The organism is Candidatus Clostridium stratigraminis, from assembly GCF_045310675.1.
GTDB lineage: Bacteria > Bacillota > Clostridia > Clostridiales > Clostridiaceae > Clostridium_AT > Clostridium_AT stratigraminis.
The window spans coordinates 135,994-150,897 of the sequence record NZ_JBJHZZ010000003.1; the positions used below are offsets into that span (position 1 = coordinate 135,994).

At 32.0% G+C, this 14,904-nt stretch carries 18 protein-coding genes and 1 pseudogene; 1 reads left to right on the forward strand and 18 read right to left on the reverse strand.

Going from position 1 to position 14,904, the window contains the following annotated elements; all coding sequences use genetic code 11:
- Positions 1-6 precede the first annotated feature (6 nt).
- The 17 genes from fliP to ACJDUG_RS07390 form a co-directional block, all read right to left on the reverse strand.
- Complete coding sequence (gene fliP / locus ACJDUG_RS07310) at positions 7-774, reverse strand: flagellar type III secretion system pore protein FliP (RefSeq protein WP_406769235.1); 768 nt, start codon at positions 772-774, stop codon at positions 7-9.
- 2 nt (positions 775-776) lie between these two features.
- Positions 777-1,124, reverse strand: coding sequence for a flagellar biosynthetic protein FliO (gene fliO, locus ACJDUG_RS07315; protein ID WP_406769236.1), 348 nt, complete (start codon positions 1,122-1,124; stop codon positions 777-779).
- A gap of 11 nt (positions 1,125-1,135) precedes the next feature.
- Entirely contained in the window at positions 1,136-1,642 is a 507-nt protein-coding gene (locus tag ACJDUG_RS07320) for a flagellar basal body-associated FliL family protein (RefSeq protein ID WP_406769237.1), read from the reverse strand.
- Positions 1,643-1,666: 24 nt separating this feature from the next.
- Entirely contained in the window at positions 1,667-1,861 is a 195-nt protein-coding gene (locus ACJDUG_RS07325; RefSeq protein ID WP_406769238.1) for a flagellar FlbD family protein, read from the reverse strand.
- Between the two features lie 120 nt (positions 1,862-1,981).
- On the reverse strand, positions 1,982-3,034 hold the full coding sequence (locus ACJDUG_RS07330; RefSeq protein WP_406769239.1) for a flagellar hook-basal body complex protein: 1,053 nt from the start codon (positions 3,032-3,034) through the stop codon (positions 1,982-1,984).
- 88 nt (positions 3,035-3,122) lie between these two features.
- A complete protein-coding gene (locus ACJDUG_RS07335; RefSeq protein ID WP_406769240.1) occupies positions 3,123-3,506 on the reverse strand; it encodes a TIGR02530 family flagellar biosynthesis protein in 384 nt (127 codons plus the stop codon).
- A 12-nt stretch (positions 3,507-3,518) separates the two neighbouring features.
- The gene (locus ACJDUG_RS07340; RefSeq protein WP_406769241.1) at positions 3,519-3,941 is read right to left on the reverse strand and encodes a flagellar hook assembly protein FlgD; all 423 of its coding nucleotides are present in this window, start codon (positions 3,939-3,941) and stop codon (positions 3,519-3,521) included.
- A 19-nt stretch (positions 3,942-3,960) separates the two neighbouring features.
- Positions 3,961-5,436: a flagellar hook-length control protein FliK gene (locus tag ACJDUG_RS07345; protein ID WP_406769242.1), complete on the reverse strand. Its 1,476-nt coding sequence runs from the start codon at positions 5,434-5,436 to the stop codon at positions 3,961-3,963.
- Positions 5,437-5,440: 4 nt separating this feature from the next.
- Positions 5,441-5,881 carry a flagellar export protein FliJ gene (gene fliJ, locus ACJDUG_RS07350; RefSeq protein ID WP_406769243.1) on the reverse strand — a complete coding sequence of 147 codons (441 nt, stop codon included), beginning with the start codon at positions 5,879-5,881 and terminating at the stop codon, positions 5,441-5,443.
- A gap of 46 nt (positions 5,882-5,927) precedes the next feature.
- Complete coding sequence (fliI, locus tag ACJDUG_RS07355; RefSeq protein WP_406769244.1) at positions 5,928-7,235, reverse strand: flagellar protein export ATPase FliI; 1,308 nt, start codon at positions 7,233-7,235, stop codon at positions 5,928-5,930.
- Position 7,236: 1 nt separating this feature from the next.
- Positions 7,237-8,007, reverse strand: coding sequence for a FliH/SctL family protein (locus ACJDUG_RS07360; RefSeq protein WP_406769245.1), 771 nt, complete (start codon positions 8,005-8,007; stop codon positions 7,237-7,239).
- Complete coding sequence (fliG, locus tag ACJDUG_RS07365) at positions 7,991-9,004, reverse strand: flagellar motor switch protein FliG (protein WP_406769246.1); 1,014 nt, start codon at positions 9,002-9,004, stop codon at positions 7,991-7,993. The genes ACJDUG_RS07360 and fliG overlap by 17 nt, the downstream gene beginning before the upstream one ends.
- A gap of 7 nt (positions 9,005-9,011) precedes the next feature.
- Complete coding sequence (fliF, locus tag ACJDUG_RS07370) at positions 9,012-10,601, reverse strand: flagellar basal-body MS-ring/collar protein FliF (protein ID WP_406769247.1); 1,590 nt, start codon at positions 10,599-10,601, stop codon at positions 9,012-9,014.
- A gap of 68 nt (positions 10,602-10,669) precedes the next feature.
- Positions 10,670-10,972: a flagellar hook-basal body complex protein FliE gene (gene fliE, locus ACJDUG_RS07375; RefSeq protein WP_406769248.1), complete on the reverse strand. Its 303-nt coding sequence runs from the start codon at positions 10,970-10,972 to the stop codon at positions 10,670-10,672.
- Positions 10,973-11,069: 97 nt separating this feature from the next.
- Complete coding sequence (gene flgC, locus ACJDUG_RS07380) at positions 11,070-11,504, reverse strand: flagellar basal body rod protein FlgC (RefSeq protein WP_406769249.1); 435 nt, start codon at positions 11,502-11,504, stop codon at positions 11,070-11,072.
- A gap of 4 nt (positions 11,505-11,508) precedes the next feature.
- Positions 11,509-11,916: a flagellar basal body rod protein FlgB gene (gene flgB, locus ACJDUG_RS07385; protein WP_406769250.1), complete on the reverse strand. Its 408-nt coding sequence runs from the start codon at positions 11,914-11,916 to the stop codon at positions 11,509-11,511.
- A gap of 203 nt (positions 11,917-12,119) precedes the next feature.
- The gene (locus ACJDUG_RS07390; protein WP_406769251.1) at positions 12,120-12,974 is read right to left on the reverse strand and encodes a flagellin N-terminal helical domain-containing protein; all 855 of its coding nucleotides are present in this window, start codon (positions 12,972-12,974) and stop codon (positions 12,120-12,122) included.
- Positions 12,975-13,298: 324 nt separating this feature from the next.
- On the opposite strand from ACJDUG_RS07390, the pseudogene ACJDUG_RS07395 reads away from it, so the two are divergent.
- Positions 13,299-13,430, forward strand: a pseudogene (locus ACJDUG_RS07395) (IS3-like element ISCb3 family transposase); the annotation flags it as partial.
- 149 nt (positions 13,431-13,579) lie between these two features.
- On the opposite strand, the gene ACJDUG_RS07400 reads toward ACJDUG_RS07395, so the two are convergent.
- A complete protein-coding gene (locus ACJDUG_RS07400) occupies positions 13,580-14,632 on the reverse strand; it encodes a glycosyltransferase (RefSeq protein ID WP_406769252.1) in 1,053 nt (350 codons plus the stop codon).
- Between the last annotated feature and the right edge of the window lie 272 nt (positions 14,633-14,904).

The window sequence follows — 14,904 nt, forward strand, 5'->3', positions numbered from 1 at the left end:
TTCTTATCATGAAAAACTCATTATTAATGACTTTACTATTAAATGCCACCCGTCAACCATTACAAAAAGCAGTAATTTAAAAGGCAGTGAAATCATTACAGGTGGAAGCATCATCATACCCATTGATAAAAGTACACTAGCTACGACTAAGTCTATTATTAAAAATGGTATGAATAACAGAAAGCCAATAGTAAATGCTGTCTTAAGTTCACTTATTATAAAGGCTGGTATAACTACATAAAGTGGGACATTATCCTTAGTAATTTCTCCTGGGACCTTTGCTATATCAACAAATAATTTTAAATCAGCTTGTCTAGTTTGTTTTAGCATAAATTCTCTTAATGGTTTTGAACCCTCATCTATAGCCTGCTGCTGGGTAATTGTGTTGTTTAAATAAGGTTGAATAGCTTTGGTATTAATAGTATTAAAAGTTGGTGCCATAATAAATATGGTAAGAAATATTGCTAATCCAGTTAATACCTGATTTGGAGGAGCCTGCTGTGTTCCCATAGCATTTCTTAAAAAAGAAAATACCACTATAATTCTAATAAAGCTTGTCATCATCACAATGATAGATGGCAATAATGTTAATATTGTCAGCATTATAAGAAGCTTAATATTATCTACATATTGCTGAGGTGTATTTGCTGCACCATCAACTGAAATATTTACATTAGGTATTGGTATTGATGCAGGTGCTGCATGGACTTTATACCCTAAAAATAATGAGAAGGTTATAAACGAAATTATCAAAGCTGCATTCTTTTTTCTCATATTTAATCTTCCTTCTTTTTAAATACTTTTTCATATAAATCTTTAAAACTTGTATACTGAGGTAATTCTTTTACAGCTTCAACTTGCGCTAATTCACTAGCTTCTAGCTCTATAAGCTTTTCTATTTTGCCATTACAGGAGGAAAGAACATAGCCCTTTTCACCAATTTTAACTACTAAAAGGCTATTTTCTTTAGAAAGCCCTACCCTCTCTAAAACCTTTATAAACCTTCCATTTTGAAGTGTTTGCAATTTACTGCCGCCAAATTTCATAGAGATATAAAATATTAATAATATAATTGGAAGGAAAATAAATATTTTAAGTAACATAAACCAAAAGCTAGAATCCATAAGTATCTCCTTTACTGTACTAAAATGTCATTTATGTATACACTATTAGCTTTTCCGGATTGAAAAAGTGGGTTAACCTTTGTTAAAATTTCCTTTTTCAAACTATCGATACCCATTTGTGTATCGATATCTGTAGACTTTTTAGATCTAAGTACACTTATTATTGTATCTCTAATATTATCTGTTTTATCCGCTAATTCTTTATCCATATTCTTTTTAGTCTTTGCATCATAACCTAAGGAGAGCTTTATTTTTAAATATTTTTTTCCGCCATCATCAGATAGATTAACTAAAAATTCATCTAAGGAATAGGTATATGGTGAGGCGTCTGAGTTATTTACTGCGGCTACAGTAGTTGAATTATTTATAACTACTGGAGTTTTCTGAGCTGCTAAAAGATATCCTACAAAGCTTAAACTCCCTACAATTAAGACAAGAAGTACTATTAAAATAACTTTAAATAAAGCACCATTGCTTTTACCTTTTTCTTTTACATCTTTTTCTTTTTTCTCTGCCATAACTAGTCTCCTTTGTACACTCTATTACTTCATCCCAAGTCTAAATATCTTGCTTTTATATTCAATAACTCTATTAATAATTTCATCAACTTCTTCATGAACAAGGTATTTATTTCCGTTTATAAGTGTTATTAAACTTTCAGGAACAGCTTCAAGCTTTTCTATGTTGTCTGCATTTATAATAATTTCTTTATTATTTAGTCCAGTAAGCTTTATCAAAATTATCCCTCCTGTTTATTAGGCGAGCCGCGAGAGGCTATGGCCTATCAAATGATGCACTAATATGGTTTTTATTAGTTAAAATATGATAAATGAAACATCCCGCGACTCATATATTTATTATCTCTTTAAGCTTAATATATCTTGAAGTATTTCATCTCCTGTAGTAATTGTTTTTGTGTTAGCTTGGAAAGCTCTGCTAGATACTATCATATCAGTAAATTGCTCTGCAAGATCAACATTTGACATTTCAAGCATACCTTGAAGCATATCGCCATACCCTTTACTGTTGTCTTTTGCTGAACCTATACCAGTTCTAATAGTTGCATCACCAGAGTTTGCCGATTCACTATATAAATTTTTTCCAAGCTTTGTTAAACCAGCAGGATTCTTAAAAGAAGCCATTGCAATTTGTCCTAAAACTGATACGCTGCCATCTTCTAAAACTGCCGATATTTGACCATCCTTACCAATACTAAAAGATTGTATTCTAAGTGATGTAGCTGGCACCCCATTAACTGGATCACCTGGATCTGTAACCACAGAATCAGGTATTACTAATGGAACTAATGTTGGTGCATTCTTATCAACTGAATATGGTTTATTTGCATCAACAAAGTTAACACTTGGAACACCATTTGTATAATCAACAGAATTAGGATCGCCAGCAGTACCAGTACTAACTGCATAGCCCATTACTCTATAACCATCAGATGTTAAAAGATTACCTTGGCTGTCTAGGGTAAAAGAACCATCTCTTGTGTAAGAAATATTCATCCCATTAGTTCCTGTAATACTGCTAAAATTATTTGCATCAAGAGTAACACCTGCAGTATTTGTTTGCGGTACTGGTCCGATTCCAACTACAAAGTATCCATCACCATCAATAGCAGCATCTAAGTTTCTACTGGTTGGCTGCATCATACCTTGAGTTACCATTGTATCTATACCTGCTAATTGAACACCTAAGCCAACTTGTCTTGGGTTTATACCACCTTGATTTACTCCTGCAGAAAGTGCCTGAGATACATTTTGGCTAAGCATATCCTCAAAGCGTACTCTTGCGCTTTTAAATGCAGTAGTTCCTACATTAGCTATATTGTTACCTATTACGTCTAATTTAGTTTGATTAACCTTCATTCCAGATATTCCAGAATATAGTGATCTTAACATATTTATTTAGCCTCCTTTATTAATGTTGTATATTTTTACTTTGCTTCTATCCTTCCGCAAAGCTTGGCTTCCAAAAATGGTCCAGCCATTATATAAGCACCACGCTATCAATATTTGTAAAAACATTTCCTTTACTGCTGTCTTTGTCTATGGCAGTAATAATAGTTCTATTTTTTATACTGGTTACAAGTGCTAGGTCTTTATATAAAATTAATGATTCACTTGAACCCTTTTCCACAGCTTTATTTATTCCTTCATTGATTTTATTCATGTCACTTTCATTTAAAGAAATATTCCTATCCATTAGTCTTTCTGCTGCATGCTTTGAAATTACAAAACTGTCATTTTTATTAATCTCTTTGCTTAGAATATCCTGAAAGGCACTGCCTTCCGCTTTCTTAGGTTTTTCAGATGGAAGTCTTGCAAAATCTTCAATTGAATACAGCTTGCCATTTATTACTCTATAGCTCAAAATTAATATATCCTAACCTGTTACAAGCTGTACATCTGAATATGGAAAATCCATTATTGAAGAAGGGTCATTTGGATTAACCTGTACACTTAATTTTACAGTTCCGCCATCCTTTGTAACTCCTCTTACCAAGCCGTAGTATTGATATCCATTGCTGTCATAATCTGAAAGTACTACTGTTTTACCTAATAAGGCAGATGCTCCAGAAAAGGTCATAGTGCTATTTAAATTTGACATTTGTTCTAGTGATGAAAACTGAGCTAGCTGTGAAATATATTGCGTGGAATCTTTAGCATCATCAGGGTTTTGATTTGACAATTCTGCTGATAATATTCTTAAAAATGCATCCTTATCCATTTCGCTTCCTGTTTTGCTGACTATTTTTGTACCTTTTGATGTCGCTGTTGAAGAAGCACTAATTGAATCAATTGACATAATATTACCTCCTTTTTACTTAAGCTAATAAATTTACTGTGTTATTATCCTCTATGTAATTTTCCTTTTGTAAATCATCTTCTAGATTGTCTACTTTAATGTTGTTTCTACTTTGCTGCCTACCATTTTCACTTGAGCTGCCGTCTCCACTAAACAAGAAATTATCTCCATTATAAAGGCTTAAGCTAAAGTTTTGAATTGTCATATTTTGTTTAGCTAGTTCGCTGTTTATTGCTGGAAGCTGGGAATTTAGCAGATTATAGGTATCTTTATTTGCAGCTGTAATATTAGCCTTCATAACACCATTTTCCATGCTTAGCTTAATAATCACTTCACCTAAATCCTTAGGTATAATCTTGACTGATAGTTCTTTAAGATTATTAAGATCCATAAATTTAACAGCCTTTATAAAGTCCTCATTTAAAGTTGCCTTATTTATAGTTAGATTGGCTTCATTAAGGGGTTGATTGTCCAATTTAAAAGTTTCAAATCTATTTAGAATATTTGTAATTTTATCTGAAACATTATCTTTTGAATCTTTAGAAGTATTATTTTCTGTAAGTTGTTGTAATAGTTTGTCTTCTTTGTCTGAAGAAGTATCCTCAACCTTATTTGCTGCAATAATGTTTTTGCTTCCACTACTTAGTGAATTAAAGGCTTCATCATTGCTTTCATTAGCTTCAGTACTATTCTTAGAAGTAAATCCTGCTGCTAATATATTATCCTTTAAAACTGTTGCAGTACTAATTTTATCTTCAATTAATCCTTTATTAATTGAAGTTGAAGCTTTACTAGAAGAAATGGTTTTTAGCTGATTAATAATAAGCTCTTTTAAGGTACCTTCATTACCAGTAACTGAAGCACCATCACCTTTTTCTAAAAGGCCTGCTGTAATATTTTCACTTAGAGACTTATCTGACATAAGCTTATTTGTTATAACAGCAGCTAATTTTTCTATTGCTTTATTATCAGACCCTTGAAGCTTATTTAAGTCTCCATCTTTGGAATTACTATTTAGCAAAAGTGAATTAAATATTTCATCTAAAGATGGGTTTTCATTATTTCTTTGGTTTAAATCTAAGGAATTCTTAGTTCCCAAATTATCCACTAAAATTTTTGAAATTACATCCTCAATATCCCTTGTATTAGCGGTACCGCCTGTACTTAACAAATTCATTAAGGTTTGATTATTACCTTGAGACAATAAAAGAAGCTGAATCAAATTATTTATATCCTTATCGTCTTTTGTTTCGCCTGCAATAGTGTCCTCCTCAATGGCTTTATTTTTATTCGAAGTATCTGTGCCTTTACTACATGAATCTTCTGTGTATTTTGCAGTATCAGCTTTGTCTTGAATAGTAACATTATTAGCTCTATCATTTACTTCTTTATAAACCTTAGAAAAGCTGTTTCCTTTGTCCTTTACATTAGAAGTTTTAGAGGATACATCATTAAAATTAGAATTCACCTTAAAATTAACATTACCTAGTTCCATGTTCTCACCTCCTTTCATGAGTTCTTATATAACCATAAAGAGCAAATTCGTCATTTGCCTTTTGCTCAGCCATCTGTAGTTCTTTAGTAAAAGCTGCTTTTTTCTTTTCCTTTAAAGTTTCTACAGTTTTTCTATCTATCTGCTTTTGTTTTAATTCTTCTCTTTTCTCATCTAAGGTAATAATTTTATTTTCTAACTCCACTTTAGTTTCAGAAATTGTATTATCTAAACAGTTAAGATATAAATTTCTCAGCTTTTTCAGAGCTACAGTGTCCTCCTCAGGGCATTTCTGATATTTAGTATAATCTTCTTTTAATGAAATAAGCTTACCTTCGGTTTTTTCCTTTTCAAGCTTAGCCTCTTTAAATACTCTTTTACTTTCTTCTTCTTTATCTATCCTAATATCTAAAAGTTTTTGAAGTCTGAACTTATATGTTTCCTCCAAATTTAGCACTTCCTATTAATGTATTTTGTTCCACCCTGTGTCTATATTAATTAAAAATACTTTTTAACTGTAACAAAGCTTCATCAAAACTCATATTTTCATTAATTCCTTGTTTTAAGAATTTGTCTATAACCTCATGATATGCAATAGCTAAGTCTACCTTTTTGTTGCTTCCCTTAACATATGCACCTATATTTATTAAATCTTCGGAATCCTTATAAGCAGCCAATAAGTCCCTAGCTAAAGAAGCAATACTTTTATGCTCTTCATCAGCTATTTCTGGCATAAGTCTACTTATACTACCTAGAATATCGATAGCTAGATAATGATTTTTTGCTGCTAAGTCTCTTGAAAGAATAATGTGTCCATCTAATATACCCCTTACAGCATCTGCAATTGGTTCATTAAAATCGTCCCCATCAACTAAGACTGTGTAGAATGCGGTTATGGAACCTTTATCAGACATACCTGAACGTTCCATAAGCTTTGGAAGCATTGCAAATACAGAAGGAGTATAACCTTTAGTTGCCGGAGGTTCTCCAATTGCTAGTCCAACCTCCCTTTGTGCCATGGCAAATCTAGTTACTGAATCCATCATAAGAATTACTTTCTTGCCTTTATCTCTAAAATACTCTGCTATAGCAGTAGCGGTAAAAGCTCCCTTTAATCTTACAAGCGCTGGCTTATCTGAGGTTGCACAAATAATTACAGATCTTTTGAGCCCTTCTTCACCTAGGTCTCTTTCAATAAAATCAAGAACTTCTCTTCCTCTTTCACCTACGAGAGCAATTACATTTACATCTGCCTGAGCATATTTTGCTATCATACCTAAGGTTGTACTTTTTCCTACACCACTTCCAGCGAATATTCCTACTCTTTGTCCTTCTCCACAGGTTAAAAATCCATCTATTGATTTAACTCCAGTTGGAAGTATATCTTTAATTCTTCTTCTTTTTAATGGATCTGGCGGATTATTATCGAGTCTATAAGGGACTCCATTCTTAATTTCATCACCTTCTAATGGCTTTCCTAGGCCATCTAATACCATACCCAATAAATTCTCGGAGCAATTTACGCTTAAAGGAATACCTTCTGTAACCACTCTGCAGCCTGGAGATATCCCAGTTAGTTCTCCAAGCGGCATCAAAATAACATTATCTTCCTTAAAACCTACTGCCTCACAGGTAATGGCTTCCGCCTTCTCATTATAAATAGTGCAGACTTCTCCAACAAAGGCCCTAATACCCTCAACCTCTATTGTTAAGCCAATTACTTTTTTAACAATTCCTTCAACGTAATATAACTTTTCACTTTGTAACCTTTTCTTAAGAGTATTAAAGTTAATAGGATGCATACTATTCTTTTCCCTCCAATAGTTCTTTAATCCTTTGAAGAGCATAATTTATTCCTACTACAAGCTTGCCATTCCCTTTATTAATGATTGCATTTCCAGCTTCTATTGTATTATCCTTAACTACAAAAATGTCACCATGATATCCTAATTTATCTTTCCAATTTTCTACTTGTTCTTTAAGTTCCGAAATATACATTTCATTGCATCTAATAATATAATTATTGGCATTTTTAGAAGCTTCAAGTGCATCAAATATCATTTTATTAATTGAAGATTTGTCTTTTATTTCATATTTCAAAACAGCCTCCGCTGCACATACAATTAAATCAATTAATTCACTTTTTTTATCTTCAAGATAATTTTCATACTCAACTTTAGCATTAAATAACATTTCTTCAGCTGATGCAATTATAGAATTTTTTTTAATTTCTGCTTCACTTAATGCTTCCTTATAAGCTAAGTTAAAGCCCTGCTCTTTTCCTTCTTCGTATCCATTTTCATAGGCAGTTTTTTTAAGCTTTTCAGCTTCTTTTATTGCATTATCCTCAATCATTGCCGCATCTTCATAAGCCTTAGCAAGTATTTGTTCCTTTTGTCTTCTGGCATTTTCAAGAATTGTACTTACAAGATTGTTATAGCTCTCCATATTACAAGTGCTACCATTATCCTCTGGGTAAGAGGTTATTTGTGGTTTTTCTAAGTTTGTAACAATTTCTCTTAAACCATCATCTTTTACGGAATTATTCTTTATTATCCTATATGATAATTGCATCTTCGCCACCTCTAGAGATAACAATTTCCCCTGCTTCATCAAGTCTTCTTATAATTCCTACAATTCTCTGCTGAGCTTTTTCAACATCCATAAGTCTTACAGGTCCTAAGAATTCCATGTCTTCCTTCAAAGCAGCTGAGGCTCTCTTTGATTGATTTCTGAATATAGAATTAGCAACTTCTTCAGAGCAGCCCTTAAGAGCAAGTGCAAGCTCTTTAGTATCAACTTCCCTAAGAACTCTTTGAATAGATACATCGTCAAGTGAAAGAATGTCTTCAAATACAAACATGGATTCCTTGATTTTTTCTGCTAATTCAGCATTTTCCTTTTCAAGGCCTTCAGTAATATTCTTTTCTGTAGTTCTATCAACTTGATTTAATATATCTACAAGAGTCTGAACTCCACCTATTACTGTCATATCGGATTTAACTACACTAGATAGCTTTATATCTAGTACCTTTTCAATCTCCTTCACTACTGAAGGAGATGTATTGTTCATTGAAGCAATTCTAAAAGCAACTTCTGACTGAACATCCTCTGAGAGAGAAGATAGAATTTGACCTGCCTTATCTGGCTGTAAGTAACAGAGAACAAGAGCAATGGTCTGCGGATGCTCATTAGAAATAATATTAAGAAGTTGATGTGCATCTGCTTTTCTTGCAATAGAAAAAGGCCTGTATTGCTGTGTGGCCTCAGAAACCTTTTCCATAATTTCTTTAGCTCTTTGTGCACCTAAAGCTTTACCTAGAAGTGTCCTTGCATACTCCATTCCACCTTCTAGTATAAAGTCCTTGGCTTTATTAATTTGTATAAACTCATCTAATATTTCATCCTTTATCTCAGAACGAACAGAGGTTATATTAGCTATTTCATAGGTGATCTTTTGTATTTCCGACTCAGGAAATTTTTTAATTATTCCTGAAGCTGCATCTGGGCCTAGAGTTATAAACAATATGGCTGCTTTCTGAACTCCAGACAATTTAGTTTCTTTAGCCATTAACTAATCACCTCTCATCCTCTGCTAACCATGATTTTATTATGTCAGCTACTTGGTCTGGCTTTTCTGAAGCGTATCGCTTAATTTCCTTTTCTATATGCCCTCTTTCAGAGTTCCCCTGATTTTCAAAATCAATAGGCTTAAACTCTACTTGTGGCTCTGAATTATCACCTACTAGAACATCAATTGATTTAGGCGTAATAATTGCATCTAACTGCTCTTCTTCCGAAGTGCTCTTTTTCTTTTTTCTTAAGAATGCAAATAACATAATTAAAAGTACTAAAGCTCCTCCACCTATTGCTATTTCTTTATATAAATTCATCTTTGCTTCCTGGGCCTGAGCTTGCTTCATTTGGTCTAATGCTTGTTTGGCAGCATCTGAATCTGTAGTATCAAATTTAATACCTTCTATTGCTACAGTATCTCCTCTAGTTGTATCTATACCTATAGCAGCAGAAACTAGATCTTGTACTTGTGCCTTTAAAGTATCATCTATAGGACCATCTATTATAACTGAAGCTGTAAGTCTTTTTACTGAACCAGGCGCTTTAATAGTCTTAGTTTCACTTTTTCCAATTTCGTAATTGTTTGTTTCTTCCTGATGTGTTACTGTTTGTCCATTAGTAGTCTGCGTAGTTACAGTGCTATTAGTCATATTGTTGTCCACTGGACTTTGTGATGGTTTTGTAGTCACATTACCGTTTGTATCTCTTATGTACTTATCACTTACAACAGTTCCTTTAGGATCTACTGTAGTGGTATCGCTTTGAACAGCATCGAAATCCAAATCAGCATTTACCTTTACTGTAACCTTGTTCTTAAAAGGTTTAGATAGCTGATCCATGGCCTTTGCTTCAAGCGTCTTCTCATAGTCCTTTTTTAATTGCTGCTGTTTGTCTGTATTACTACTAACAATAGCTGTATTATCATCCTCATATAGCTTATCAGTTAAAAGCCTCATGTTATCATCAACTATTTGAACGTTTTCTTTAGGTAAATTCTTTACAGCACCTGTGAGTAGTGCAACAATTGATTTAACTTGGTCATTACTAAGTGTCTGCCCTTTTTTCATTATGAGAGTTACTGACGCACTTGCTGGTGTTGAATCTTTAACAAAGACGCTGTCATCTGGAAGTACTAAATTAACTTTAGCATTTTCAATTTGAGAAAAGCTTTTAATAGTTTTTTCAAGCTCTCCTTGTAATGCTCTTTGATACATTATTTTCATTTCTGCATCTGTAGTTCCAAAGGTGCTCGAACTATCAAATAATTCAAAGCCTTTACTACCTGAGCTAATCTGTGGTGCAAGTTCTAGTCTAAGCTGATCCACTTGATCTGCAGGTACAAGTATTGAATTTCCTGATACTTTAACATTAGTAACTTTTTTAGCAGATAACTCATCCATAACTATTTTGGCATCATTTGCATCAAGATTATTAAATAGTACACCATATTTTGTAGCCCCTAAGGTTATAGCTAAATAAATACCTATAACAACTATACTAATAGCGGCAACTCCGAGAGCTATCTTTTTTAATTTACTTAAATCTCTAAATTTTCCAATTAAATTTTTTGCTATTTCTGATAGCTTGCCCATTAATCAGCTCTCCTTTTAGTAAGTGAATAAAATTTAGTCTAAATTAATTTTATTTACTGCTATATAAATTATAATTGCATTCTATTTAGTTCCTGATAAGCATCTACAATTTTATTTCTTACTTGAACTGCAAGCTCAAGAGACATTTTAGCTTCTTCTGTAGAAAGCATTACATTATGTATATCTGTATTATCTCCCTCAATAAAAGCCTGAGTGGTATTTTCAGCATCTATTTGCTGATTATTAACCTCATCTAACTTTGACTTTAGCATATCAAAGAAACTATTTGAAGTATCATTGTTAGTTACCTTACTGTCTGAATTAATTTTATCAAAGATGGTACTATCTGGAACAAAAGAATTAATTTTCATTGCTTATTTCCTCCTATTGTCGGAACACTGAGTAATTTAAGATTACTCGCTTCCGCTCGCAAATTACTCGTTAAAGCCCATTTAGGGCTTTAACCTCCTATTTACCTATTTCTAGAGCCTTCATAAACATGCTCTTTTCAGAATTCATTGCACTAACATTTGCCTCATATGCTCTAGTAGACGAAATCATATCTGCCATTTCATTCATTATGTTTACATTTGGCATAGTAACATAACCGTCAGGGCCAGCATCAGGATTAGTGGGATCGTATACTTTTCTAAGAGGTGATGGATCATTCTCGATTCCTACAGCTTTTACCCCCAAAAGATTATCCTCTACTTTCCCAGTCTTAGGATTTAATTCTCTGTCTAAATTCTCCTGAAAAACAGCAATTTTTCTTATGTATGGTTGTCCATTTTCACCTCTTGTAGTTGTAACATTAGCAATATTTGATGCTATTGTATCCATTCTTAGTCTCTCAGCTGATAAACCACTTGCACTGATTCTCAAGGTATTGAATGCATTAATCATCTATTTATCCCCTTCCATCCTTAATAATATATCTTTCTAGCGAAATCCTGCTGTTAACTTGGCTTATGAGAGCGTTGTACATTAAATTATTAGCGGCCTGGTTTGCCATTTGATTATCAACATCTACATTGTTGCCATCTTGATTCATGCTGGAAGTTAAGTCCTGCTCCACATTTATATCACTGCCAGCTTTATCATCTTTGATATGCTTTTCATTTGTTGTTTTAAGTTCTACATCATCAATAGACTTCTTAAGATTATCTTCAAAGGATACATAATACGCCTTATAGTCCTTTGTATTAAGATTAGAAATGTTGTTTGCTATAACCTTGCTTCTAAGTGAAGAAGCGTCTAGACCTTCTTTAATAAGGTCATATACATACTGACTTTTCGACAGATTATTTACATTCACAATATCATCTCCACAGCTATAGATTTATTTTCCAATAATTTTACATAATTCGTGGTAATTATTAATATAATTTTACAATAATTTTTTTTGTTTGTACATTAAAATTTCTTATTTTTATGAATTGCGACAAAATAAAAAAAGAGATATTATCACTTTCATATTAAATAAAAATGATAATACCTCTTTTGTACTTGTTTATAATATTATTTCATATTTTGTAATATCCTTAATACATCCTGAGGAAGTCTATTTGTTTGTACCATTAATGCTGTTCCTGCCTCGGAAAGAATGTTATCCTTTGAATATTCCAGCATTTCCCCAGCAATATCTGCATCCCTAAGATTACTGTCTGCACCTTCCATTCTGTCACTTAATTCATTTAAGTTATTATATGTACTTTCAAAGCGGTTTTCTAGTGCGCCGTATTTGCTGCTTATGGATAGTACTTTATTTAAGGCATCGTCAATTACTGAAAGATCATTATCTGTACTATTATTTATGACATCTATGCTTGTAAGACTGTTAATATTAGATGATGTATCTTTTGTTATACCATCTGATTTATATAAAGCCAGATTATACATTGGAATATCAACCTTATCACCAACATTTGCTCCTGTTGTCATAGGGATCGAAGTTGATGTGTTTGCTAGTAGTTTAACGCCATTAAACTCCATATTTTTAGCTGTATCATCTATAGATTTTAACATCTGATCTATTTCTGTTTTAATAACAGCATTATCCTCTGGAGTGTTTGAACCACTACCAGCTTGAATTGTTAGCTCTCTAATTCTTTGCATGGCTTCAGTTATACTTCCAAGAGCCCCTTCCGCAGTTTGCATCATACTCATACCATCCTGGGCATTTCTACTTGCCATTTGCAGTCCTCTTATCTGCATCCTCAGTCTCTCGCTTTGAGAAATTGCATTTGGATCATCTTTTGCACTAGTTACCTTGACTCCAGAAGAAATTCTACCAAGAGCTATACTTTGCCTTTGCATGGCTTTAGTTTGTTCATTATATATAGTTAAGGATGCCAGATTGTGCATTAATCTCATAAAACCAACTCCATATTAATAATAATATTTACGTATATTATCGAAGAAAGAATAATAAACTTTATACTTTAAAAAAATATAGGTACACCTTAGCTGAAAAATAAGTCCTTGGAAAGAAACCCCTCTAAAAATATTGGATAACTCTCTAGAATAGGTTTATGGAGGTTTTGATAATTAGCCAAAGTTACTTAAGAATATTGCATAAATCAGCGGATCGAAATTGTACTCGAATGCCATGAAAGTGATCAAAGTATAGTCTCATGGTGTAAATATCATAACTAAACCTTTGATTCTACATATTGATTTAGGCTATTTCATGCCTCTTTAAAGAAAGAAGAAGTTAATCTTGTTAGTTATTTTGATTATAATGCAGCTAGGTTAGCGATATTTGAATATACAGAATCCTGGTATAACAGAAAAAGAATACATATTAGTATTAGCTATATACCTCCATAGGAATGTTAATACTTGGCCAAAAGAGCAGCATATAAGTTAAACCTTTTATGTATAATATATAGGCATTTATTCAATTTCACAGATAATTTTATCTATATTTCTACACTATCTTTTTATAAGATCCAGTAAGCTATCCCTAAAACACCTAATTACTCAATTATCTTTAACCTGCTTATAGCGTTCTCATAATTTCCACATAACTTATAGTATTTAATAGCATTTTTTGTATATCCTAAAACTTCATTTATAACCCCAATATTATAATAAGGTAAGAATGTTGTAATACCTTTAACTTTACCAATTTCATAATTTGTGCATTTATCGAAGTAATCTATTGCTTGTGAAAACATTGCATTATTCATATGTATTATCCCCATTAGAAAAAGAAAATCAGGACTATTTTTATAGTAATCAAAATAGTCTTTTATTTGTAATGCTGTATCATATCTTTCATCCTCTATCAAAGAATAACCATAAGTTTCTACTAAATCTTCTACATACTCTAATTTATAATCCAGCTTATAACTTAGAGAATTTTTAAAACAACTGCAAGCTTTTTCAAAATCTTTAATCATATAATAAGATTTGCCCAGCTGATAGAAAAGGTACGGGTCTTGTGGATCATTTTCTATTGCCTTATTTAAAAGATCAATATTTCTATTTAATTTACCTTTTCTAATCATATTATTTTTAAGATAGCCTTCATGTTCAACGCATATATCTACTAAATCTGTGCAATAATTATTACCATTTTTTGAGACAACTTGCTCATGTATTGTTCCATTATAGCAAAAATAATTTTTATTAAAGAGCCTATTGGCTCTTTCCATATAAATTTTTATTCCTTTTATATCATCCATAAAATTAGTTCTTTTAATTCTGCCTACTAATTCATTATTTTTTTCATTGTTAATAAACTTAATAATTTCTTTTATATTAAAATGAGTTACTTCTTCATCAGCATCTAACACTAAAATCCAATCATTTGATGTCTTTGATATAGAAAAATTCCTAGCAGCTGCAAAATCATCAATCCAAGTAAAATCATAAATTTTTTCTGTATATTTAAGGCAAACCTTTTTAGTAGAGTCTAAGGAACCGGTATCAACTATAATTATTTCATCTACAAAATTTTTTACAGCCTCTAGACATTTTTCTATTATATCTTCTTCATTCTTGACTATCATACATAAACTTAACATTGTTACCTTCCTTTTACTAAAATCGTTATTAGTTCTTTAATAATATATTTTTCATATCAATTTTATTAACCTCTCATACCTTTAAGAAGGTTTCTTATAAACATAAATGACACCAATTGTTTTTTATAAATAATTGATGTCATTTTTTTATTACCAAATTGATAATGTTAAATTAGCAACTTTAGTTCCATTATAGGCATAGATTAAACTACCTTCGTTTATTTTATAATAAATATATTTTAAGAGTCCTCAATATATCTATTTCAAAAGCT